The sequence below is a fragment of the Clostridium sp. 1001271st1 H5 genome, assembly GCF_005845215.1.
Classification (GTDB): domain Bacteria; phylum Bacillota; class Clostridia; order Lachnospirales; family Lachnospiraceae; genus Enterocloster.
Window position 1 is genome coordinate 90,572 of record NZ_SPHO01000005.1, and the last position, 24,517, is coordinate 115,088.

At 48.7% G+C, this 24,517-nt stretch carries 21 protein-coding genes; 18 read left to right on the forward strand and 3 right to left on the reverse strand.

All coding sequences use genetic code 11. The features are described 5' to 3' along the window. Window positions 1-15: 15 nt before the first annotated feature. Genes FGS84_RS09105 through FGS84_RS09115 form a run of 3 tightly spaced genes read left to right on the forward strand, consistent with a single transcriptional unit; the run spans window position 16 to window position 2,220 of the window. Window positions 16-1,029 carry a DctP family TRAP transporter solute-binding subunit gene (locus tag FGS84_RS09105; protein ID WP_138307684.1) on the forward strand — a complete coding sequence of 338 codons (1,014 nt, stop codon included), beginning with the start codon at window positions 16-18 and terminating at the stop codon, window positions 1,027-1,029. A 16-nt stretch (window positions 1,030-1,045) separates the two neighbouring features. Continuing rightward, the gene (locus FGS84_RS09110; RefSeq protein WP_138307686.1) at window positions 1,046-1,729 is read left to right on the forward strand and encodes a cyclase family protein; all 684 of its coding nucleotides are present in this window, start codon (window positions 1,046-1,048) and stop codon (window positions 1,727-1,729) included. Window positions 1,730-1,740: 11 nt separating this feature from the next. Continuing rightward, on the forward strand, window positions 1,741-2,220 hold the full coding sequence (locus tag FGS84_RS09115) for a TRAP transporter small permease (RefSeq protein ID WP_138307688.1): 480 nt from the start codon (window positions 1,741-1,743) through the stop codon (window positions 2,218-2,220). A 169-nt stretch (window positions 2,221-2,389) separates the two neighbouring features. Here FGS84_RS09115 and FGS84_RS09120 read toward each other — a convergent pair whose 3' ends face one another. Together FGS84_RS09120 and FGS84_RS09125 are read right to left on the reverse strand one after the other, a co-directional pair. Then, window positions 2,390-4,267 (reverse strand): argininosuccinate lyase, encoded by a 1,878-nt coding sequence (locus tag FGS84_RS09120; RefSeq protein ID WP_138307690.1) that lies wholly within the window; start codon window positions 4,265-4,267, stop codon window positions 2,390-2,392. A 231-nt stretch (window positions 4,268-4,498) separates the two neighbouring features. Further along, the gene (locus FGS84_RS09125) at window positions 4,499-5,392 is read right to left on the reverse strand and encodes a LysR family transcriptional regulator (RefSeq protein WP_138307693.1); all 894 of its coding nucleotides are present in this window, start codon (window positions 5,390-5,392) and stop codon (window positions 4,499-4,501) included. A gap of 9 nt (window positions 5,393-5,401) precedes the next feature. Here FGS84_RS09125 and citF point away from each other — a divergent pair, with 9 nt between their 5' ends. From citF to FGS84_RS09170, 9 genes are all read left to right on the forward strand, one after another. Continuing rightward, entirely contained in the window at window positions 5,402-6,976 is a 1,575-nt protein-coding gene (gene citF, locus FGS84_RS09130) for a citrate lyase subunit alpha (RefSeq protein ID WP_138307695.1), read from the forward strand. A 58-nt stretch (window positions 6,977-7,034) separates the two neighbouring features. Continuing rightward, window positions 7,035-8,144, forward strand: coding sequence for a TAXI family TRAP transporter solute-binding subunit (locus tag FGS84_RS09135; RefSeq protein WP_243129940.1), 1,110 nt, complete (start codon window positions 7,035-7,037; stop codon window positions 8,142-8,144). A 39-nt stretch (window positions 8,145-8,183) separates the two neighbouring features. Beyond that, window positions 8,184-10,166 (forward strand): TRAP transporter fused permease subunit, encoded by a 1,983-nt coding sequence (locus FGS84_RS09140; RefSeq protein WP_171042577.1) that lies wholly within the window; start codon window positions 8,184-8,186, stop codon window positions 10,164-10,166. Window positions 10,167-10,751: 585 nt separating this feature from the next. Further along, window positions 10,752-10,973 carry an HAD hydrolase family protein gene (locus FGS84_RS09145; RefSeq protein WP_138307701.1) on the forward strand — a complete coding sequence of 74 codons (222 nt, stop codon included), beginning with the start codon at window positions 10,752-10,754 and terminating at the stop codon, window positions 10,971-10,973. A 411-nt stretch (window positions 10,974-11,384) separates the two neighbouring features. Then, window positions 11,385-12,521 carry a cysteine desulfurase family protein gene (locus tag FGS84_RS09150; protein ID WP_138307703.1) on the forward strand — a complete coding sequence of 379 codons (1,137 nt, stop codon included), beginning with the start codon at window positions 11,385-11,387 and terminating at the stop codon, window positions 12,519-12,521. Next, window positions 12,518-13,954, forward strand: a complete 1,437-nt coding sequence (locus FGS84_RS09155) for a hypothetical protein (RefSeq protein ID WP_138307705.1) — start codon at window positions 12,518-12,520, stop codon at window positions 13,952-13,954. The genes FGS84_RS09150 and FGS84_RS09155 overlap by 4 nt, the downstream gene beginning before the upstream one ends. A 37-nt stretch (window positions 13,955-13,991) precedes the next feature. Next, entirely contained in the window at window positions 13,992-15,020 is a 1,029-nt protein-coding gene (locus FGS84_RS09160; protein WP_138307707.1) for a TRAP transporter substrate-binding protein, read from the forward strand. A gap of 12 nt (window positions 15,021-15,032) precedes the next feature. Then, the gene (locus tag FGS84_RS09165) at window positions 15,033-15,641 is read left to right on the forward strand and encodes a TRAP transporter small permease (RefSeq protein ID WP_138307709.1); all 609 of its coding nucleotides are present in this window, start codon (window positions 15,033-15,035) and stop codon (window positions 15,639-15,641) included. A gap of 6 nt (window positions 15,642-15,647) precedes the next feature. After that, window positions 15,648-16,934 carry a TRAP transporter large permease gene (locus FGS84_RS09170; RefSeq protein ID WP_138307711.1) on the forward strand — a complete coding sequence of 429 codons (1,287 nt, stop codon included), beginning with the start codon at window positions 15,648-15,650 and terminating at the stop codon, window positions 16,932-16,934. Window positions 16,935-17,038: 104 nt separating this feature from the next. On the opposite strand, the gene FGS84_RS09175 is transcribed toward FGS84_RS09170, so the two are convergent. Continuing rightward, complete coding sequence (locus FGS84_RS09175; RefSeq protein ID WP_138307714.1) at window positions 17,039-18,085, reverse strand: LacI family DNA-binding transcriptional regulator; 1,047 nt, start codon at window positions 18,083-18,085, stop codon at window positions 17,039-17,041. Between the two features lie 391 nt (window positions 18,086-18,476). Between FGS84_RS09175 and FGS84_RS09180 the strand changes: the two genes are divergently transcribed. The 6 genes from FGS84_RS09180 to FGS84_RS09205 are packed head-to-tail and all read left to right on the forward strand — an operon-like array spanning window position 18,477 to window position 24,487. After that, entirely contained in the window at window positions 18,477-19,544 is a 1,068-nt protein-coding gene (locus FGS84_RS09180) for an Ldh family oxidoreductase (protein ID WP_138307716.1), read from the forward strand. A gap of 28 nt (window positions 19,545-19,572) precedes the next feature. Further along, window positions 19,573-20,400 carry an SDR family oxidoreductase gene (locus FGS84_RS09185; protein WP_138307719.1) on the forward strand — a complete coding sequence of 276 codons (828 nt, stop codon included), beginning with the start codon at window positions 19,573-19,575 and terminating at the stop codon, window positions 20,398-20,400. A gap of 23 nt (window positions 20,401-20,423) precedes the next feature. After that, window positions 20,424-21,848, forward strand: a complete 1,425-nt coding sequence (locus tag FGS84_RS09190; RefSeq protein WP_207739888.1) for an L-fucose isomerase — start codon at window positions 20,424-20,426, stop codon at window positions 21,846-21,848. Window positions 21,849-21,865: 17 nt separating this feature from the next. Further along, a complete protein-coding gene (locus tag FGS84_RS09195) occupies window positions 21,866-22,774 on the forward strand; it encodes an SMP-30/gluconolactonase/LRE family protein (RefSeq protein ID WP_138307723.1) in 909 nt (302 codons plus the stop codon). A 1-nt stretch (window position 22,775) separates the two neighbouring features. Further along, a complete protein-coding gene (locus tag FGS84_RS09200) occupies window positions 22,776-23,549 on the forward strand; it encodes an aldolase/citrate lyase family protein (RefSeq protein ID WP_138307725.1) in 774 nt (257 codons plus the stop codon). A 23-nt stretch (window positions 23,550-23,572) separates the two neighbouring features. Beyond that, complete coding sequence (locus FGS84_RS09205; protein ID WP_138307727.1) at window positions 23,573-24,487, forward strand: creatininase family protein; 915 nt, start codon at window positions 23,573-23,575, stop codon at window positions 24,485-24,487. Window positions 24,488-24,517: the final 30 nt, after the last annotated feature.

Sequence of the window (24,517 nt, forward strand, 5' to 3'; positions counted from 1 at the left end):
AAGGAGGATTTTATTATGAGAAAGACTGGATTGTATATGTTGTTGGCGGCAGCTGTATTTACTATGGGGGGCTGCGGCGGAACTAACAAACCGGCTTCTGCTGAAAACGGAGGAACGGAAACATCAATTGAGCTCAGTGTATTCGCGGGTTCTATAGCAGAGAACACACCTACCGGCACCGGATTAAAAGCCATGGTCGATTATATCAATGAAAATGGGGGAGGAACCCTCAAGGCGACCGATTATTACGATACAGCTTTAGGCGATGCTACGTCCATGGTGCAGGGGCTTCAGCAGGGAACAATTGATATTGGCGTGTCCGGCACAGCCTATTTTTCGGGACTGGTTCCGGAGGTGGAGGTGTTCCAGCTTCCATTCTTATTTGATAATCTGGAAGAAGCCAGAGCAGCTGTGGATGGAGAGGCATCTGAAAAGATATTTGAAACGTTTGCTGAAAAGGGAATTGTGGGATTGGCCTTCTGGGAGAATGGTTTCCGTGAACTCAGCAATAATGTAAGGCCGGTTACAACACCAGCTGATTTAAATGGCATTAAGATGAGGACATTGCCTGCAACTGTACAGGTAGAGACATGGAAGGCATTGGGAGCCCTGCCCACAACCATTGATGCATCTGAGCTGTATACAGCATTGCAGCAGGGGACTGTCAGTGCAGAAGAGAATCCGCTTCACGAAATTGTATCCAGGAAGTTTTACGAGGTTCAGCCGTATATAACGCTGACAGACCACGTTTATACGCCGTTTATGATGGGTATGAGCCAGAAAACATGGGATAAGCTGAGTGAGCAGCAGAAACAGGTTGTGATGGATGCGGCTAATGCCGGTAAAGAGGCGCAGAGGAAGGCAAATGAGGAAAAGACAATAGAGGCAAAACAGGTGCTGCTGGATAACGGGTGTGAGATTGTGGAAAATCCTGATAAGGAAGCATTTAAGGAGATTGCAGTGACTGTCTGGACGGTATTCACAGATGAAAACGGAACAGAGCTGCTTGATATCATCCGGAAAAATTAAAGGAGGAACGGAAAACATGAAGAGAATAACGGACCTTACCCTGCCGATTGTTGAACATTGGAGGTATGGAATCAGGTTTGACTTAGCTTCATCCCATGCCAATAAAGACCGTTGGCAGACAACCAAATATAATCTTCAGTCACATTGGTTTACCCACATTGATGCGCCTGTCCATCACGACCCCAATGGCAAGAATCTGGATGCATATCCAATCAGCGATTGGTGTGTCTCAGATTGCCTGATTCTGGATTTATCATATGTGGGTGACAACGAGGCCATTACTGCCCGGATGCTGGAACAGGCAAATGAACCCTTTAAGGATAAACACTATGATACGATTTTACTTCGCTCAGACAGAGGACGAAGGGTATCGTGGGAATCCGTGGAATTTTGGGATAATTCCTGCTGGGTCAGCGCGGACGGAGGAAAATGGATTCGGGACTATAAGCCTAAAGTAGTTGGATTTGACTTTCCTCAGGATTATGAAATACGCAACATACGAACCGCAAAGCCGGAAGACCCCATTGTACAGCCGGTGCATGATTACGTCCTTAAAGAGGGAGAGATATTAATGATTGAATATCTTACTAATTTGTGGGAGGTAGGACAGCCAACCTGTCAATTGATTGCGCTTCCGCTTAACACAAAAAAGGCGGACGGCTCCCAGATAAGGGTAATTGCGGTAACTGAACAACCCTAGGAGGAATAGAGATGAGAAATTTGGTTTCAAAGCTGGATTCAGGGGTAAGGAGCATATTCGGTTATATGGGGATTCTAATGATTTTAATTGAGACATATGCTGTCTTTGCCCGCAATGTTTTGAAGACACCGGCGCCATGGACAGATGAAACGCTGAAAATGCTGTTCGTATGGTCTATATTTGTTTGTTCCAGCCTGGCATTTATGGGAGATGAGTTAATAGGTCTGGACCTTGTTCAGGAAAAGGTATCACATAACAGAAGGGCATATGGCGGTTTAAAAATCCTTCAATATACCCTTGGACTTGTGTTCGGAATACTTACAACCAACTGGGGGCTTAATATTATTTTGATGCAGCTGTCCACAGGTGAGAAAACAGCCGTTGTAAAATATCCGTTGTGGATAATCAACGCAGGCTTTTTGACAGGAAGCGTAATGCTGGTGGTATTTGCCTTATGGAAAATATATGACTGCAGGAAGTACTTTAAGTAGTTTCAATCAGGAAAAGGGATGAAGGGAAAAGTAACGGTGCATTAAAGGTATACGGACCCAGACTGCCAAAGAACCCCTATCAAGCTGCGGCTGATAGAGGTTCTTTTTTGAAACTGTAAAATGGAAACACGCCCTTTACCCAATTCCTGTATCATGTGTTACATGAAACTTAATCGTCAACGTAAATACCCACAATACCCTTGGATTTCGATGTTACAATGCGGAAACCGTCACCGTCCCTGCTTGTTGTATTTGAATCCACAATCTTACCAGAAGCATTAACCAGATAGAACTTAAAAACAGAACCTATGCCCGCGGTATCTCTGGTATCCATATTTGCAGTATCCTGATTATCAGGAAGAGTATAAGCTTCCGACAGGTCTTTATTCTTCTTGGAAACCACACTCCCGAAGGCAGTGCTCCCGGTCTTGTCGTCTACACTCTGTGCTGTTAAATAATCTTGAATAAAGTCCTCTGTACCGACTTTATAATAAAGTGTATACCACTGTACTATTTCAGCAGGATTAAACCCATTTCTATTGTATACGGTTTCTTCTTTTATAATCTGATACTTGTCATCGGAATCTGCCTTTAAAAGCATCCCCGACATATAAAGTCTGCCGTCCTTCTTTCCGCTTAGACCTGTGCCCTTATACTTGCCGGCCTCCGTAAAGTAAAAAACGTAAGGTTCGCCATCAATATCCACCGTGGTTTTTCCGGTTCTTAAAGCTCCGTCGTCGCTTCCGCCGAAGTAATAGGCGTAATAAAGGTTCTTTTCACACCAGACGGAACTGTCAAGAAAAGCGTCCACTCCATCGAAGGGATAATCAGGATTGTCCTCATCCATTACATTCAACCCGTCATAAATCTCATAGAAGCCGGTTTCATTATCAATAATTGCGAAGTTATTCCTCCCAATGAAATGAAGACCATGAATCATACGTCCGTCATCCCTGAAGGCGTAGGTTTTGCCCTTAACAGTCTTGAACTCACCGGCACAGATGTTGCCGCGGCCATCTGCATAATACCAGGAATCTTCGTCCTCATCGTATTTATCTTCGTTGAGATATTCAGCCGGAACAACCTTGAACCATCCTCTGCTTGTCCTGGCGCCATCCTCAACGCTGTTGAAATACTTCCATGACTTTGAATATTTGTAATCAGCCGCCCTGCCCGTAATCACATCACTGTCGCTTACCTTTGAAATTGGATTATCCAAAAGAGATTGATAGGAGGCAACATGAGTGCCCAAATCGCCTTCATCCAGGGACCACTCCGCCACCATGGCGCCGTTCGCATCAAAGGCGTACTTTCTGCCGTTGATTGTTTTCTCCCTGGTACGCTCATCGTTATCCGAGTACACCTTCTTGCCGTTGCTTTTGAAATAGAACCAGCGTGTCTGGTTTTCATCATCATTAAAAGCCGCCGCCGTGTACTTATAATCATCCTCTGTTGCTTCGCTGTAAGTAACATCCATCTGCAGCCAGCCGACAGTCATAACACCGTCATCAGCCCCGCCGAAGTAGTAATCTCCATCCTTGAAGCCCTCGCCGCCGCTGTTGTCTATACGTTCTGCGCTTTCTGCATTGACCCAGCCGAAAAACATCCGGCCTTCTTCATCAAAGGCATACTTCCTGCCATTGACTGTTTTAATGGCGACTTTATCATTGTTTCCGTTGGTAAGAGCCTTTCCGTTAGATTGGAAATAATACCAGTAATGGTCCGGCTCGTCATCGGTACCGGCATCCTCGTTGTCAATTGCCACCCACTGATTAACAGCCATAAGACCATTGGCATCTACATAATAATAGTTATCGCCATCCTGGATTAACCGGTCCGCTGCCATCTGGCCGTCACTGTCAAGATAGAACCAGTTATCACCGTATTTCTTCCACTGGTTTGACGCCCTTGTGCCGTCGCTGTTGTAGTACACCCAGATTCCCTCTTCCTCAGCCCAGCCTGTAGACGCCAGGGAGATTGTGGATGCCCCCATAACCAACGCTGCGGCGGTCATTAATACAACCCCTGATTTTGTCAGCTTTCTCAAATTATGTACCCCCTTTTTTCGTTTGGAACTCATGTGTTTTCTGCCCTGGCCCTTTCCGCGATACGGTGAAGGGCCTGTTCCTCTTTCCTTAAAAACGCCGGACATCGGTCCCGGCCTTTCTGTTCTGATTGGATATTTACTCCTTTACCATAGCGGAAAAACGGGCAGTTTACAAGAGGGTGGCTTCAAACGGCAATTTTTGGCCGCAAAAAGACATATGGACGGCCCTTTTTAGTCATTTTCGTTCTGAAGCCAGTTTTCAAAAAACTCCAGGAAATGCCTGGCGGCCGGGGGCAGGTTTCGCTTTTTTAAATACATCAGGTTTACGTTGATGATAGGGGAGGTATCAATATCTGCCAGACAGATATCAGGGGACTGAATCCGCCGTGCAACGCTTTTAAGCATGACGGCAATTCCCAGCCCCTGTTTGACAAAGTCTATGACAGCGCTGATTGGCAGAGAGGTAAGCTGAGGCGTAAAAAGACATTTTTGGCACAAGCCCACAAAGAGCTTTTGCTCTACAGAGCTGTTGTCCTGTATGATGATAGTCTCGTTCTGCAACTTTTCCACCGGGATGCTTGAAAGGCTGCCGAAAGGATGGGAGGACGGAAGGACGGCGGTCAGTGAATCTCTCTCATATAATAGACGGGAAAATTCACTTTCCTTGAATTCATCCGATGTTTCACCAATCCAGACAAAGTCGGCAACACAGTCATATAATAGCTTCTTAAGATTGCTGTGGGATTCCACAATAACATTTAAGGTGCAGTCCAGGTTCTGACCCTTATAATGGGCCAGTGCATCGGTAATCCCGTAGTAGACCATCTGGGAGGTAGAGGCAATGGAGACAGAATTGCGTTTTTTGATGGAAACAGCTGCGGCTGCACGGTTGTAGTCGTTCATCAGCAGTGTAATTTGTTCTGCATAATGAAGGAGGAGATTGCCGTCAGCACTGAGCTTTACACGTCGTGTGGAGCGGTCAAAAAGAATGACTCCCAATTCCCGTTCTATGGACTGGATGTGCTTTGACAGGGATGATTGGGAAATGTAAAGGATGTCCGCTGCTTCCATATAGTTTTTGGTTTTAGCCAGAGTAACAAATTCGGAAAGATACTTGATTTCCATAGACCCTCCATGTTGGTATTTATTCCATTGGGGATAATTTATAAGACGCCGGATGATTTATTCTGTTATGGAATAAATGGTGGATTTATTCGAATTGCTTATGTATATAAGAAAGCATCCCCAACTGTTTCCGGCTATTGTGCATATAGGGAATCAAAAGTGGCGGGTTCATTAAAAGAAGCAATCGAAAAGACAGGTCTCAAAGATGGAATGACAATCTCATTCCACCATCATTTCAGGGATGGAGATTATATTGTAAATATGGTAATGGATGCCGTTGCACAGATGGGGATAAAAGATATCACCATTTGTCCATCTTCGCTTACAGACTGCCACGACCATATCGTGCCGTATATTGAGGATGGTACCATTACAGGAATGCTTACATCCGGGCTGCGCGGTAAAATCGGAGAGGCTGTTTCAGCAGGCAAGCTGAAAAAAACTGCCTGGATACGTTCGCACGGCGGCCGTGTCCGTGCAATCGAATGTGGCGATATCCATATTGATGTGGCATTTATCGGCGCTCCCACATCTGACGTGCAGGGGAACGCCAACGGTCTTGGAGGAAAATCGAACTGTGGTCCTCTTTCCTATGCAGAGGCAGATGCGAAATACGCAGATAAGGTGGTTATAATTACGGACTGCCTTGTGGCATATCCGAATAAACCAAGCTCTATTAAAGGGATTGATGTGGATTACGTGGTAGTAGTTGATGAAATCGGGAACCCGGAGAAGATTGCAAGCAATATGCTGAGAATGACCAAGGACCCAAGGGAATTAAAGATTGCAAAATATGCAGCCCAGGTGATTGCCAATACAGAGTATTTTAAAGATGGTTTTTCCTATCAAACTGGAGGCGGCGGAATGTCATTGGCTGTATCACAGGTTTTATCCCAGTATATGATTTCTAAAAACAGCAGGATGGGGTTTGCTATCGGAGGCGTACAGAAACCGCTGGTTGATATGCTGCACGATGGGTTGGTGGGCCGGATTGTAGATTGCCAGTGTTTTGATGCCGCAGCAATCCAATCCCTGGAAACAGATGATAATCACAGTGAAATCACTATTTCAGAATATGCAAATCCATTAAATAAAGGGTGCTTTGTAAACCAGTTGGATTATGTAGTCCTGTCCGCATTGGAAATTGACATGGATTTTAATGTAAATGTTACTACAGGCTCTGATGGGGTACTGAGAGGGGCTTTGGGCGGTCACGTGGATACTGCTGCCGGTGCTAAATGTACGATTATTGTTGCACCGCTGGTAAGGAGCCGGATTCCCACGGTGAGGGAAAGAGTGACCACAGTCTCAACACCGGGAGAAACAGTCGATGTATTTGTGAGTGAATATGGTATAGCAGTTAATCCAAGGCGGGGGGACCTTATGGAGACATTAAAGGAATCCGGACTACCGATTTACACAATTGAACAGTTAAAGGAGGAAGCATATCAGCTGGTGGGTAAACCAGAGGAGATTGAATACAGGGACGAGATTGTAGCAATTGTGGAATATCGTGACGGGACAATCATGGATGTGGTCAGAAGACCGGCTCCCTATGTACTTGATGAGATGGTACAGATTTAGAAGAAAGCATGGAACAGCAATTTCTTAAAAAGAAAGAAGGAAAAATATCATGAAAAAAATGCACAGGTTCTTGTCTCTTATAGTGGCGGCAGCAGTAACAGCGTCCGCATTAACCGGATGTTTATCAGGCGGTGGAAATACCGGTGCACAAACCACTGCTGCACAGCAAAATCAGAATCAGCCCCAGCCCCAGGCTGAGGCCAAAGCCAAAGCTGAAGGCAACTCGAAGGCCGCTGGTAAAAACATTAACGTAGCAGCAGCCACTCCCCCCTCAACCTCAGCAGCGTATGCATACGTGATTGGTCTTACCAATTCTCTGATGGCATACAATTCTGACTATAATGTTACGGTAACAGAGACCGGGGGAGCAATGGACCAGGCTAAAATGCTGCTGACACGCGATACTGATTTTGCTATCATCATGAGTTCAACGGCTGACGAACAGGTTAAGGGTACAGGAAGCTTTGAAGGTCATGCTGACGATGGACTGAGAACTATACTATGGTTTGCGCCTAATATCATGTATTGGATGGTAAACAGTGATATGGGCCTCAAGCAGGTAAATGAAATCACGCCGGGTTTTAAATTTGGTCCGTCCGGAGAGGGGACATCCAATGAGCAGGATACCTATCGCATATTTAAAGCTCTGGGAATTGAAGCAGATTATTTTGTGGCATCTCAGGGAGACGCTCTAAATGCGTATCAGGATGGGACCATACAGGGCGTATCAAAAGGCGGCTATTATCCGGAATCTTACGTGCAGCAGGTGTTTGCTTCCAAAGATACGACTATACTTTCTCTTACGGATAAGGAAGTGGAACAGATAATTTCAGAATTTCCGTATTACACCAAATACACAATTCCGTCAGGCGTGTATACCAATCAGGATTACGACGTGACATCTGTTGCAAGTCTGATGGGTATCGGAGCAACGACAGAGACAGACCCTCAGCTGGTTTATGATATCATTATGGCGATGGTAGAAAAGGATGAAATCTGGAAAAATGCTTATCCGACCGGGGCGGATATTGACTGGCAGACTCTTACAACCCAGACCGCGACCAGTGTGAAGCTCCACGCAGGTGCTGTTAAGGCATTTCAGGATTTAGGATACGTGGTACCGGAGGAACTGATTCCACAGGAGTATGCTTCTATATATGGAAACTAAGGATTTATGGGAAGCGGTACATGATGAATGAGGTGTAGAATGGACAGTGGGAAGAACGGAACAGAGGGACAGTTGAATGCCCGGGATATTGAAGAGATGTCTAAGCGGGTTCAGGAAGCAGCAGAGACAGAGGATGGTAAAGGCGGACGAAAGCTTACCGGATGGCAGCATAAATTTGTTTATATATGCTCAATCTTTTTTGTCGCATTTCAGATTTATGCAGCAATTTTCGGCAATCTGAGCACATTGATTCAAAGGGCAATTCATATGGCATTTGCAATCGTCATTATTTATGCGACAACAGGACTGAAAAAGAAAAAAGCAAGTAAATCAATTGCAATCACGGACTGGATTCTGATGATGCTTGGAATTATCACCATGGCTGCTGTTGTTGTCAAATATGACTATATTATGAGTAAGCCTATCTTCTGGGCGATGCCAATGCTGGTATTGGGATTGATAGCGCTTCTTGTATGTATGGAAGCATGCAGACGGACACTTGGATTGGTATTTCCGATTTTAATAGCCATCTTCATGGTGTATGCATTCGGGGGAGCCTATTTTCCGGGAGATTTATGGCATAAAGGGTGTTCGTTTGAGAAGGTGTTTTCGATGATATATCTGGGAACTTCCGGTATGTTCGGAAGCACCGTTGGATTATCGGCAGGAACCATTGCTATATTCACCATCTTTGGCTGTCTGCTGCTATTCTCAGGAGCCGGAGATACGTTCTTTAAGCTGTCGCTGTGGATTGCCGGACGGTTTACAGGCGGCGCAGCAAAGGTTGCAGTTGTCGCAAGCGGTTTATTTGGAATGATTAATGGTTCCGCGGCTTCTAATGTTGCCACCACAGGTATTCTGACGATTCCGCTGATGAAGAAATCAGGGTATACACCGGAATTTGCGGCAGGCGCAGCAGCAGTGGGGGCAGTGGGAGGTCAAATTATGCCCCCAATCATGGGTACAGGCGCATTTGTTATGGCAGAGTTTCTTGGATTGCCGTATCGAACGGTTGCCCTGCTGGCAATAGCACCGGCAGTTATATTCTATATGGGACTTTTTCTCGGAGTACATCTGGAATCCAAGAAGAATCATATAACCACAGGGGTGGCAATACCTGATAAAAAGGAGTTTATGCATCTGGGGAAAATGCTGAATTTACTTTTTCCAATTATCATATTGATTGTTATGTTCATGGTTGGTTTCAGCACAAATCGTTCCGGAATATATGCAATTCTAGCCACGGTATTGCTTCCGGTATTTACAGAAATCATACCGGGAAAGATGAAGATTCGGGAATTTCTCAGCCAGCTCGGCAGGGGGTGTCAATCAGCCGCCGCCACAATGGCAAGTATTGCAGTGCTTGTTACCTGTGCGGATGTTGTCTGCGGCCTGATTTCCATGACAGGAATTTCGGTAAAGCTAAGTAACTTCATTATTGCTTTGTCCGGGAATTCGGCTCTGCTGGCATTGGTTCTTGCCGCAATAGTAGTCATTATTCTGGGGATGGGTCTGCCCACCACCGCCGCCTATGTATTGGGAGCTGCAGTAATGGCATCAGCCCTTATTGGAATGGGAATCGGAACAGTTGAAGCACATTTTTTCATTTTCTTTTACTCAATTTTAGGTAATATAACGCCTCCGGTTTGCGCGGCTGTTTTGATTGGCTCGGGAATTGCAGATTCTAACTGGGTAAGAACAGCAAGACATGCAATCATGCTGGGGATTGCAGCTTATATTTTGCCCTTTTCCTGGGTGTATAATCCTCAAATACTGTTTCAGTCGGGAACCATTGTGGAGTCTGTTATAGCCATAGGAAGCGCTGTCCTGTCGGTAATTCTTCTCGCCTTTGCAATGAAAGGGCGGATGAGGACGGAACTGGGACTGCCGGTTCGGGTTGCGCTGGGAATCCTTTCTGTTGGCTGTCTTGCAAAAATAGGATTTGTAACGGTTGTATGCTGGATTGCTGCCGCTGTACTCTGTTTCGGACATATGAAAGCATGTAAGGCCGTCTGTGAGTAGGCAGATAAGATTGGGTACAAAAATTCATAATGAATGGTTATATCATACATATTGTTAGTCACATTTAAGTCCGGTGCATTGGAACGGTATTTTATGAGCCGGCATAGCTGTATTATCCATTGTTTATGAAGTCAGAAGAATATGGTTACGGTTTTGAGTGCATTTGATTGGCAGATATTCATTTACAACAGATTAAAATAATTATAAATAAAAACTGTTGGGTCACACAGTGATGGCCTGACAGTTTTTTTTATAAATGAACCTATTGGAGGAGCATCCCGGAAACTGTCTTGGCTTTTGCGGCTTTTTTAAACTGGAGATTAAGAGGTCAGCATAAAATTTTGAATGTAGGAAAAATAGAAAATTAGGATATCAACTCGATTGTAAGACGATATGCTTAATGCCTGAATAAGGTTACGAAAAGCAGATTTTATATTTCAGGAATTTGTTTATTAATGATATAATTGCAATGTTCCCTGGTATTGGAGGCGGACAGGAACTGGGGCCATGAGACGCAAAAGGAAACAGGAATAGTGCGGAAAACAGAGCAGAAAAACAAGGAATAAACATACAGAGGGATACGATATGGGAAAATTAATATTCATTGATGTGGACGGAACCCTGGGGACTGGCTCCTCCATAAGGGACTTACATTTTAATATACCTATGCTGGAATACTGCAAAATCGGAGTGGCCATGAACAATGGCGGTGAGGAAATACGGCAGGCCGCGGATTATGTTACGGATGATGTGGAGAAGGATGGGTTATATAAGGCGTTTGTGTATCTGGGGCTGATGGAAGAATAAAGGGTAAATTCTATGGCAGGCTGTGCGGCAATTTGAGATAAGCAGTAAATCTCTGTTTGGGGCCGTGATATTTACTAATTTGCCGAATGAAAATTGTGCACAATGTACAAAAGTGATGCGAGCAGTAAAAAAAAATTGACAAACGCAATAGAGACTCTTATAATAAAAACACAGCTAATGAATACGTATAAATAAAATTAGTAGAAAGATAAGGACAAAACACATAATACATTTATTAATAATCTGTTAATAATTGTCTATAATGCTTATTTTTTATCATAAAAATGAATACGTATTCAAATACAATTGAAATATGGAATGCAATATGATTTGTCATTCAGTTACAAAAGCAACAATACACGGAGGGAGGAAAGGGAGGAACTATAAGAGGGAGAGAGGTGAAAGGAGTTTATGATATATCTGGACAACAGCGCCACAACCCAGGTAGACGAGGACGCAGCCAGGACCGCTTATAAGGTGATGACGGAAGTTTACGGTAATCCCTCGTCCCCGTATATGCTGGGCAGGGATGCACTGGGATGGCTGACAGCGGCCAGACACCAGGTAGCCCAGGTAATAGGCGCCCCCGCCAGACAGCTTTTTTTTACATCCGGCGGAACCGAGGCCAATAACCTGGCAGTAAGGGGAAGCGTCCTGGCAGCCAGGGAAAAGGGGAAGAAACGCGGGAAAATCGTTACCACTGCCATTGAACATTCCTCTGTTCTGGAGTCGTGCAGGTCGCTGGAGGCGGAGGGATACGAAACTGTGTTTATCCGGCCGCGGGATGGACGGATAAACGCCCGGGATATGATTGATGCGGTGGACGGGAATACACTTCTGGTATCTGTCATGGCAGTGAATAATGAGACGGGGGAACGTCTTCCTGTTGAGGAGATTGCCAGGGGAGTAAAACAGAAGAACCCGGATACACTGGTCCACTGCGACTGTGTCCAGGGTTTTGGGAAAATCCTGTTCAGCCTGAATCAGGTGCAGGCCGATATGGTTACCATGAGTTCCCATAAAATCCACGGACCAAAGGGAAGCGGGGCCATTTATGTGCGGGAAAGCGTAAAACTGCACCCGCTGTGCTACGGCGGCTCACAGGAGAGCAGGGTGCGTCCCGGAACCGAGAACGTACCTGGAATCGCTGCATTTGGCTGTGCGGCTCAAAAGGCCCTGCAGGATATCCGGAGAAACTGGGACCATGTGATGGAGCTGAACCGTCTTCTGACTTGCCGGCTGCTTCAGATGGAGGATGTGGTGATTAACTCTCCGGAGGGAGCAGTGCCCTATGTGCTGAATATATCCGTACTTCCTTTCACCACAGAGGAGCTGCTCCATGAACTGCGTATGAAAGGAATCTATCTGTCGGGCAGCTCTGCCTGCGAGAAAGGCGCCAGGAGCCACGTAATCCGCGCCATGGGGCTGGAGGGCGCAAGGGCGGACAGCGTGCTGCGGATTGGCCTTGGAAAGAAAAATACAAGAGAAGAAATAACTGTATTGGCTGAAACATTAAAAGAGATATTAAGGAGAGGGAAAATATTATGAGCAAGATTAATGCGATGAGTACATTGAATGTTAAATTGACAGTGAAACCAATTTTATTTACCATGTATCATGTACACGCTTACATGGGGCCGTGCCGTTACGGTGAGGGATATGCCCTGACCACGGAAGCGGATATGGAAACCACCCAGAAGGAGTTTGAGATATTCAAAAAGGAGATGGAGGAGGAAGCAGACCTGCGCAATGTGGAATTCCTGGAGCCGGTTGTCATTTACTGGCATGAAGATTTTGCCCTCAAGGAGGAGCAGGTACAGAAAGCGCTGGAGGACGATGCCAGTACGGACTTTTATCTGATTCGGGGATTAAGGATTTCCTCCTATTTTGCTGTTGAGCTGTCCAAGAGGACGGATAAACCCATTGGCCATACGCCCAATAAATCCGCTATCTCCAAGTGCGACCATGTGGATATGACGGCCCATCTGTATGCAGAGGGCAAGCAGGGCTATGCGTTCCTGGATTTTGAGGAGATGAACCGTACCTTCGCTGCCCTGAGGGTGAAGAAGGCGCTGGCCAATACAAAGATATTTTTCCCGTTGAAGAGCGCCATGCTGACCTTTGGATGCCAGAGTTCATACCTGAACCTGGAGGATATTACCAGGAAGTTCAAGGTGCGCTTTGCCCATGTGAATTCCGACGAGGTATTCCAGTGGCTGGACGCCCTGACGGATGAGGAGAAGGAGGAGGCGCAAAAGCTGGCTGAAAAGCTGGAAAGGGAATCCCAGGGCGTGCATATGCCGGCTGAGTACATACGCAATGACACTGAATTTTATGAAACAATCAAAAAGATGATGGCTCATTACGACTGCAATGCATTTACTATTCCGTGCTTTGAGGTCTGTGCTACCAGGGAGCTGAACCGCAGGAAGCTTACCTTCTGCCTGGCCCATTCCCTGTTTAAGGACGAGGGAATTGCGTCTGCATGTGCAGGGGATGTGGGTTCTGTCCTGACCATTACCATTCTTATGAATATTGCGGGAAAAGCGCCCTACATGGGAAACACCATGGTTCTGGATAAGAATACAAATCAGTGCAGGACTCTTCACGATGTGGCCTGCGCGCAGATGAAAGGATATGATGAACCGGCCCTTCCCACGGAATTCGTTTCATTTACAATGGATTCCTGGGGTACCACCATGCGTTATGACTTTTCAAAGGACAACGGGGAAACGCTGACCATGATTAACCTGAGTCCGGACATGAAGAAAATCATGGTTGCAAAAGGGACCATCAACGGCTGCGACGATTTCCTCACCCCGGAATGTAAACATGCGGTGCGTTATACGGTGAGGGATGCAAAAAGGTTCCATGAATGCCAGAAATACGTGGGACACCATTTTGCTCTGGTATACGGGGATTACGTGGAAGAAGTGAAGGAGTTTGCAAAGGAATGTGATTTAGAGGTTTTGGAAGCATAAGGGGCGGACGAGCAAAAAGACAGGAGGAGGTGCCCTAATGAAGAAATGGTGCTCTAAGGCAGCGGTGTTCCTGGCCGGTATCCTTACGGTAAGCGGGCTGACGCTTACCGGATGCGGACAGGCAGAGACACCGGATGTAATAACAATCAGGATTGCCCATGACAATAATGTGAACACACCGTTACATAAGGCATTTTTAGAGTTTAAGGACCTGGTGGAGACCGGCTCCCAGGGGCGCATGGAGGTAGTTATATTTCCCGGCGGACAGATGGGAAGCGTGCAGGATACATTTGAACAATGCAGGCGCGGGGATATTGAGATGAGCGGTTCCACCACCAGCAATTTCACCAGGGCCATGCCGGAGTTTGCGGTGTGGGAAAGCTTTTACATGTTCGACGACACGGCTCATGCCAAACGGGTGTTTGAGAGCGAAGCAGGCAGGAAGATGATGGAGCCGCTGAAGCGGATGAACCTTACGGGAATCGGATATATGGAGCTGGGGTTCCGGAATTTCTCCAACAGCAAGCATCCCATACAGACAGAGGAGGATTTGAAGGGCCTGAAAATAAGGGGGTACAATCCGCTGCAGATTAAGGCGTGGGAATCCGTGGGCGTCAATACTACCAGCGTGAGCTGGAATGAACTGTTCACATCTCTTCAGCAAAGGCTGATTGACGGTCAGGAGTGCGCCACCAACAGTTTTTACACGGAGAAATTTTATGAAGCCCAGAAGTACTGGTCCCTGACAAGACATGTATTCACCAATTTCCTTTGGTATGCCAGTTCGGATTTTATGGATTCCCTGTCGGAGTCTGACCAGGCATTCATCATGAAGTGCGCACAGGAGGCCATTGATTATAACTGGGAACTGGCGGACCTGTCTGAGGCGGAGATTCTCAGGGAGCTGGAGGAAGAGGGATTCCCGGTCAATGAGGTGGATATCTCTGTCAGAAGACGGCTGGGTGAGAAAATCAACGCAGTCATCAGGGAAGACATCATTGCCAACTGCGGGACGGATACCTATAACATGCTGATGGACGCCGTGGCCGCTGAGCGCCGTGAGTAAGGGGGGAATAAAATGAAAAGAACATTGAGATGGTTGGACGTGAATTTTGAGGCAATTCTCATGGTGGTTTTCTTCTCCCTGATGATACTGCTGGTGACACTGCAGGTGGTTCTGCGCTTTGTCTTCAAAACCGGTTTTTCATGGGGTGAGGAAGTGGCCAGGTTACTGTTCGTATGGATGGCCTTTTCCAGCTTTGGCTATCTGACCCGGGGGAGCCGTCATGTTCGGGTGGGATTCTTCCGGGAACTGTTTCCGGAGCAGGTGCAGAAGGCTATACTGATTGTCTGCGACGCACTGTTTCTGGTATTTTCCGCAGGCGGACTGGCGGCCATGGTACAGCTGTGCTCCGATGCATGGCGTTTCCGGGATATGCTGACCGCTGTTCCCTGGAATTACAATGCCCTTTATCTGGCCGGGCTGCTGGGCTTTTTTATGATGGCGGTACGCAATGTGCAGATACTGGTGTGGAAATTCAGCCACTGGGGGGACGAACTGGGAAGGTTCGTGAACTATGACGGGGACTACTATAGGAACAACCGTATCTGCTTTGAGCCGAAGGTGAAGAATCCGCTGGAACTGGCGGAAAAAGAAGCGGAAGAACTGTTGGAGAAAGGGGAGTAGAGGCTTATGGTGGCAGTTATATTGTTTGTTTCACTAATCATATTCTTGTTGATTTCCATCCCTATCGGTATCAGCCTGGGCCTTGCCTCGCTGACAGCCATTCATACGATGAACTGTATCAGCATGACTACCTTTGTGCAGTCCATGATACAGGGACTGAACTCATTTCCGCTGATGGCAGTGCCTCTGTTTACCTTTGCAGGGGAGGTCATGGGAAAGGGCGGCATCTCCAGACGTCTCATTGACCTGGCCAGGGTGTTTACAGGCCGGTTTACAGGCGGTCTGGGTATTGTGACCATTGTGACATCCCTGTTTTTTGCAGCCATTGCAGGAACGGGCTCAGCGGCAGTGGCAGCTATTGGCCTGATTATGATACCAGCCATGGTGAAGCATGGTTATGACAAGGGCTATTCCAGCGCCCTGGTTGCAACAGCGGGAACAGTGGGGGTAATCATTCCGCCCAGTGTCTGCATGGTAGTCTATGCAGTGGCGGCAGGCGCATCCATCAGCGGTCTGTTCATGGCCGGCATCATGCCGGGGCTCCTGATTGGCGCCGGCCTGATTCTCTACTCTGTATTCTATTCAAAGAGGCACGGGTATAAGGGGGAGGATAAGCGGTATACCCTGGGAGAAGTGTGGAAAATCATACTGGGGGCCATACCGGGTCTGCTGATTCCTGTCATCATATTGGGAGGAATCTACGGAGGAATTTTCACGCCCACTGAGGCTGCTGCAGTTGCAGGCGTATACGGCGTGCTTGTGGGCATTTTTGTGTATAAAGAAATCAAACCTGGAGATTTGGTCTATATCGTGTACCGTTCCGTGCTGATGTGCGCTCCGGTGCTGATTATCATAGGAATATCCACCGGCTTTGGCCGTATCCTGACCATCACCCAGGTGCCGGTTATTATCGCGGATGCAATTCTTGGCCTTACAAACAGCAAGGTACTGGTCCTGCTGCTGATTAATGTCCTGCTTCTGATTGTGGGAACCTTTATGGAAACCAATGCGGCCATCATCATCCTGACGCCGATTCTGCTGCCCATTGTCACCAGATTGGGAGTTGACCCAATCCATTTTGGAATCATCGTGGTCATGAATCTGTCCATTGGTTTCATCACGCCTCCTTTGGGAGCGAATCTGTTCATGGCGTGTCAGGTGGGGGAGATATCCTTCGACAGGCTGACACAAAAGATATGGCCCTGGATTGTGGTTATGGTTGTCCTTTTAATGCTGGTGACCTATATTCCCCAGATATCCATGGCCCTGCCAAAGGCAATGGGCGTTATATAGAAACCGGCTGAGGCCGTAAAAAAGGCTTCCTGCTGCAGCAATGTGCCGGCAGGAAGCTCTTTTATAGTCATATGGGGTTTTGAATATATCCGGGACAGGGGAAATCAGGCGGTTCCCCGGGTCTTTAAGGTACAGGGAAAGAGGGTGAGGCTGGTGGATTCGGTCCGGGCCTCCTCTGAGAATAGCAGCTCCAGAACCTTGTCAACCATGCTGTCCATGGGCTGTACAAAGGATGTGATGTTGTAGGAGCTGTAGGAGGCCAGCTCAATGTCATCAAAACCAATGATAGCCACATCCTCAGGTACCTTCAGTCCGTATTCATAGCGGGCGCAGTCCAGGACACCGGCGCTTACCAGGTCGCTGGCACAGAAAAGGGCCTTGGGGCAGGTGCCTTCCTGTGCCAGAAGCCTGCGCAGGCCATCCTTTCCTCCCTCGTAGGTAAAGGGGGTGTCGATGACGGGACATTTATGGATTCCACGTTCATCCAGCCTGGACACAAACCCCCTGCGCCTGTCATGGCTGGTGGAAGCGTCGCTGCGGCCTCCGATATAGGCGAAGCTGCGGTAACCTTTCATGAAGAAATAGTCGGCGCAATCCCGTCCGGCCTGTACATTGTCGCAGCATACTGCCTGGATACCGGGTGTGTTCATATAGCGGTTAAACAGGACTACGGGGACGCCGAAATCCACGCAGGTATCCGCCAGGTCCGAGGTAAGGGTTACGGAGGTAATCAGTATTCCATCCACCCGGTACTGGAGAATCTGGTGTATCAGGGACTGCATGTTGTCGGCGTCATCCAGATAGAAGAAGAGAATCTGCTTGCCCATGGAGCGCAGCTGAACCGAGAGCTTGCTCAGAATGGTGGCATAGAATGGGTTGGTGGTGTTCTGCATGATGACGGCCACAATATTGGTGCTGTTGGATATCAGGCTTCTGGCGATGGCGTCCGGCGCGTATTTTAAGGCCCTGGCTGCGTCCAGGACCCGCTGGCGCGTGGAAGGATTCATCTTTGAGTTGGGGGTGAATGCCCTGGATACGGTGGCCTGGGACACTCCGGCCAGTTTGGCCACATCGATGGAGGTATTGTGGATGCGCCCGGTGCCGCGTTTGACGGTATTCTGGATTCTGTCACCAGAATCAGAGCTGTTCATAGGAAGTCCTCCTTGCTGTAATGAGTATGTGCGGAAACCGCATTAGATATAGTTAACAATATCACAAAACAGGCCTTTTTACAAGATGAACCGGGCGGGCATCTGTATTATGAGAGTTGCACAATAAGTAAAGGTATTCATTGACTAAAATAACTAAATTAATAAAAAAACGATAATATGCATTGACGAATCAGTGCAGATAGGAATATAATGAGTCTACAAACAAATGAATACGTATTCATTATGGCGTTAAAAAGTTACATGGATAGTACGGACAGAACCCTTAAACGGGACCATGAAGTGAAAAACGTACAAAACAAACTTGGATAACGGAATAAAATGAATAGGTATACATTGGGGATATATGTATAAGTTATAAGGAGGAAAAAAGGTGGGAAATACAGTATTAATGCGCGGCGAGGCCGTGACTGCATTTACACAGGAACTGTTCCGGAAGGCCGGAATGAGTGAGGAGGACGCAAGCTATCATGCGGAATGTCTTGTGAATACGAATTATTGGGGGATTGACTCCCATGGGGTTATCCGTGTACCGGCCTATTTCAAACGTATGCTGAACGGCGCCATAAACACAACACCCAATATCCGGGTGGTCCGGGGAGAGGGATGTCTGGAAGTCCTGGATGCGGATGCGGCAGCCGGTTTTATCGGAGGCAGGGCAGGCATGGAGCGCGCCATGGAGCACGCGGCGCGGACAGGGATTGGGGCCTGCGGCGTGATTAACAGCAACCACTTCGGCGCAGGCGCGCTTTACGCCCGTATGGCGGCTGAACAGGGAATGATAGGGATTGCCATGACCAATGTAAAGCCGCTGATTGTTGCCCCGGGAGCCAGCGTGCCGGTAACCGGCAACAACCCCATTGCCTTCGGCATTCCCACCTACGGGGATTTCCCCTTTGTATTGGATATGTCATTATCTGTTGTGGCAGGGGGCAAGCTTACGCTGGCAATTAAGAAAAAGGAGAGGATACCCATGGATTGGGCTACGGATAAGGAAGGGCGCCCCACCGACGACCCCCAGGCAGCCTTTGACGGATATCTGCTTCCCATGGGCGGACACAAGGGACTGGGACTTTCCTATGTGGTGGATATCTTGTCCGGCCTCATCACAGGCGGCGTGTTTTCAAAGGATATGAAGAGCATGTATGCCAACCCCAGGGACCCAAGCCTGACCGGACATTTCTTCATTGCATTGGATATCTCCAAAATCATCTCTAAGGAGCAGATGCAGGAGCGGATGGCCCGGTTCAGGGACCAGCTGAAGGCCACGCCCATGTGGCAGGAGGGAGCGGAAATGCTCCTGCCGGGTGAGATTGAGTACCGGAAGGAACAGGAACGCCGCCGGGACGGGCTGCCCATTCCGGTGACAACCTATGAGGAACTGGCAGCGCTTAAGAAGGAATACGGCATTCAGGCGCCGCTGGACATAATCGGAGAATGACAGACGGAAAGGAAAAGGAGAGGTTAATATGAAGCTGGAAAATAAGGTTGCCATAATCACCGGAGGAACCAAGGGAATCGGCTATGGAATCGCGCAGGAATATCTGAAGGAAGGCGCGAAAATCACCATTTGTTCCAGAAACCCAAAGGAGGGGGAGGCTGCTGCTGAGGAGCTTGGCAGACTGGGCCAGGTCCTGTATCTGCAGGCGGACGTTTCATCCATTGAGGATAACCAGAGGCTGGTGGACGAGACGGTTAAGAAGTACGGAAGGCTGGATATCTTTGTGGCCAACGCAGGCATCAATGACCCGGATAAGACCCATTACCTGCACATAACGCAAGAGCAGTACGACAGAATCCTGGGCGTGAACCTGAAGGGGCTGTTCTTTGGCGGACAGCTGGCTGCCAGGCAGATGGTAAAGCAGGGGCAGGGCGGCGCCATTGTAAACATTTCTTCGGTCAACGCGTACCTGGCCCTGGACAGCCAGATGTGCTACACCACCAGCAAGGGCGGTGTAAGTCAGCTGACCAAGGTGCAGGCAGTGGCCCTTACCCCCTATAATATCAAGGTAAATGCCATCTGCCCCGGCCCCATTGAGAGCGAGCTTATGAGACGTGTTGGTTCCGATGAACAGCTGTTCAACACGGTGATTTCCAGGACGCCCATCGGCAGGATAGGGACGCCTAACGAGTGCGGAAGGCTGGCCGTATTCCTGGCCTGCGAGGATTCCGATTTTGTGTACGGACAGTCCATATACATTGACGGCGGCAGGAGCTTCCAGGCATTTCCCGTACCGGGTTACAAGACGGTTACCGATGAACAGTATGAAAAGCTCATGGAGCTGGAGCACAAATAGAGGAGGAATGACCGGTGAAAAAAATGAATTTGCCCAAGGTGGGCATGATTACCTTCAGCGATCCCAGGGAACATGAATACAAGGTGCTGTACCAGGAAAAGACAGCTGCAAGGATGAAACAGGCCGTTGAATATTTTGCGGATTACGGGATGGAATTACATACCTTTGAGGCGGCAGCCAGGTCGCCTGAGGAGATTGACCGGCAGACAGGGGAGCTTAAGAAAATGGGAGTGGAGGTATTCATCGCGAACATCCCCTGCTGGACCTGGCCCAACGGCGTTGTGCGGGGCGTGCTGAATATGGGGCTTCCCACCATTCTCCTTTCCAATGACGATCCCGGCACCCACGGTACGGTGGGACTTCTGGGCTCCGGCGGCGCGCTGAACCAGATTGGTTACAGCCACCTGAGGATTCAGCAGGATTTCACGGATGTACATCCCAACCTGTTCGATACCAAAATGATGCCCTACATAAGGGCTGCTGCTGCAGTGAGAAAACTGCAGGGCAGGGTCTTCGGCTTCATCGGAGGGCGCTCCCTTGGAATCGATACAGGAAGTTTTGACCCTATGCAGTGGAAGAAACGGTTCCAGATTGACAGCGACCACATTGACCATGAGGAAATCATACGCAGGGCGGAGGCTGTTGACGCGGAGCGGATTGAGGCAGCGTTTAAGTGGCTGACGGACAGCGTGGGAGCGGTCAGGTATGATGAGAAGCTGACGGAGGAGCGGTTAAAATACCAGGTTGCCTGTTACCTGGCCACCAAGGACATTATCGCAGAGCGCCATCTGGACTTCGGCGCCATTAAATGTATGCCGGACCTGACCAATTTCCGGGCGCCCCAGTGCATATCCACAGCCCTGCTCAACGGCGGATATGATGCGGACGGAGCCTTCGAACCCTTCCCCATATCCTGCGAGGCGGATGCGGACGGAGCCCTGACCATGGAAATACTGAAGCTGGTGTCCGGCGGAATGCCCACCATGTTTGCGGATGTAAGCCATATCGGCTACAAAGAGGGGCTTATATATCTTCCCAACTGCGGTTCCATGTGCACCTATTATGCGGGACGCTGCTGCGACGGATGTAAGAATATGAAGAACATTGAACTGCGCAGGGCCAACCGCCCTTCCGGCGGAGCAGTCACCTTCACGGTTCCCAGTGCAGGCCAGATGACCATGGCAAGGCTTTGCAGGGTGGACGGCAGATACCAGATGTTTATCATTGAGACGGAATTTGTGGAACCATCCGGTGAAATACTGGATGCCTTCGTAAAAGCCAGGGGCGTACACCAGCTTCCGGTGGCATTTATGAAAGCTGACTTTGATATTGAGAAATTCGTGGATGTGTTTAATTCCAACCACATCAGCGGTGTGGCGGGCCAATATAAGAAGGAGCTCATCCATGTCTGCAGCCTGCTGGATATTGAACCGGTTGTAATCCGGTAGAATACGGGGGGATGAACATGGGACTTACCTATGAGTGTTTTGATAAGCGGCTCCTGGATTTGGTGGATGTGGACCAGAATCTGGAGACGGTCTGCACAGGGTTTACCTTTATCGAGGGACCTGTCTGGAACCATGTTACCGGATGCCTCACCTTCAATGATATCCCGGTGAGCCGGACCTACCGGCTGGGCCCGGACAAATCAGTAAGGCTTTTGCGGGAGAATACCCATAAGGCCAACGGAAATGCCTATGATATGGAGGGCAACATCATTGTCTGTGAGCATGTGCGCAGCTGTATATCCAGAACCGACGATATGGGGCGGAATCCGGAGGTGCTGGTAAGCCATTATGGGGATAAGGAGCTTAACAGCCCAAACGACGTGGTGGTGAGAAGTGACGGGTGCATTTTCTTTACAGACCCGAGATTTGGAAGGAATCCGTCCAGGGTGGGCCTGGCCCGTCCCCAGGACCTGGATTTCCAGGGCGTGTTCTGTTTTCATCCGGAGAGCGGTGAGCTTAAGCTGCTGGCAGATGATTTTGAGAATCCCAACGGCCTCTGCTTTTCCCCGGATGAATCCTGCCTTTACGTCAACGACTCGCCCAGGAAGCATATACGCAGGTTCCGGGTGGGGGAAGACGGCGCCCTGCAGGGCGGAGAGGTATGGGCGGAAACCATTGGACCGGGGGAGGGACTGCCTGACGGGATGAAGGTTGACAGCCTGGAAAACGTATACTGCTGTGCCCAGGGAGGCGTCCATATTTTCCATAAAAGCGGGGATTATCTGGGAATCATCAGGGTTCCGGAGCAGACCGGCAACTGTGCCTTCGGGGGAACGGATATGGATATTCTCTATCTGGCGGCCTCCACCACCCTTTACAGTTTCCGGATTAACGGCCATGCAGACAAAAACGGAAGGAAGATATGAAATGATTAGGGAAAATAAAGTAAAGCAGAAATTGAAAAACGGCGAAGCCGTCATAGGCACCTTTGTAAAAACCATTGACCCCAGCGTGGTGGAAATCCTGGGTTGTACCGGAATGGAGTTCTTTGTGATTGACAGCGAGCATGTTTCCTATAATCCGGAGACCATCACGGACCTGGTAAGGGCGTCGGACTTAACCGGAATCGTGCCCATTGTCCGGGTCAGGGAAGCCACGGCTGTGAATATTATGCAGGCGCTGGATACAGGTGCCCTGGGCTATCACGCCCCGAATGTGGATACGCCGGAGCAGGCCAGGATTGCAGTGGATGCAGGGCGGTACACCCCTCTGGGAAACCGGGGCTTCGCTCCCACCCACAGGGCTGCCAGCTACGGCATGATGGATAAGCAGGAATACATTGACAAGGCCAACCGGGAGGTTTTAAGCATTATTCACTGCGAGACAATGGAGTCCCTTAACAATCTGGATGAAATCCTTAAGCTGGAGGAGCTGGACGTGGTCTTTATCGGCCCCATGGACCTGTCCCAGTCCCTTGGGCGGGACGTGATGGGACAGAGAAACCATCCCAGGCTTCTGGAAGCCATAGACCAAATCATTGATAAGGTAAACAGGGCCGGCAAGGCAGTGGGAACGGTCGCGGATAATGGGCGGATGGCCCGGGAACTGATGGATAAGGGAGTGCGTTACATACCCGTCAGCTCCGACCAGGGCATGATAGGAAACATGGCCAGAAATATCATGAAGGAATTAAATCAATAAAAACATAAAAGGAGATTAGAAAAATGAAAAAGCAGACAGAATTTAAATTAAACAAGAGGGATTCCGTATGGTTCCAGGACAATACCGCAGCCGTAAACTGCGCTTATGCAAAGGAGGTCTGCGATTTGGCCATCCTTCCCATCGGGGCAATCGAACAGCACGGACCTCATTGCCCATGCGGCAGCGATTCATTTAATGCAATGGGCATTGCGGAGGCAGTTGCAAAGAAATCCGGCGCCATGATTCTGGCCTGCCCTATGTACGGCTCCCATCCGGCCCATCACTGGGGGATGCCCGGAACCATCCCCCTTACATTTGAGACACATGTGGGCCTTCTGACCGACATCATCCGGGGGGCAGCCAATGCAGGCTACAACAAATTCCTGATTATTTCTGCCCACGGCCAGACCATGTCCATGTTTGAGGCAGTGCACAAGGCGGGAATCGAGGGTTACTTTACCATCGGAAGCACCTGGTATGACTTCCTGAGGGACAATAAGACCACGCTGGATACCTATATGTGGCATGCGGATGAGGCTGAGACCTCGGTTGCCCTGTCATTGTATCCGGATAAGGTACATATGGATTTGGCCGTGCCGGGCACAGCCCACGGACTCATTGATTCCAAGTGGAAGATAGCGCCAGGCCAGGCAGCCGGAGAGGGTATGCTGTATCACTTTGAGGGAACCTTCTCACTGATGGAAAAGGACGACCTGGATACAGGCGTAATCGGAGATCCCACAAATGCCAGCAAAGAAAAGGGCGACAAGATTGTGGAGCGGTGCGCGGACCTTTACTGCGAGCTGGTGGGTGAAATCATGACCAAGTATCCATGCGGCGTGAATCCGCTGGGCTTCCGCAATCCGCTGGGATACAACGGCACCAATAACATTTGCTACGACGCGATGCACGATGAACACGGCAATCTGAAAAAGTAAGGCATGGCAGTACGTATAAAAACAGACAGG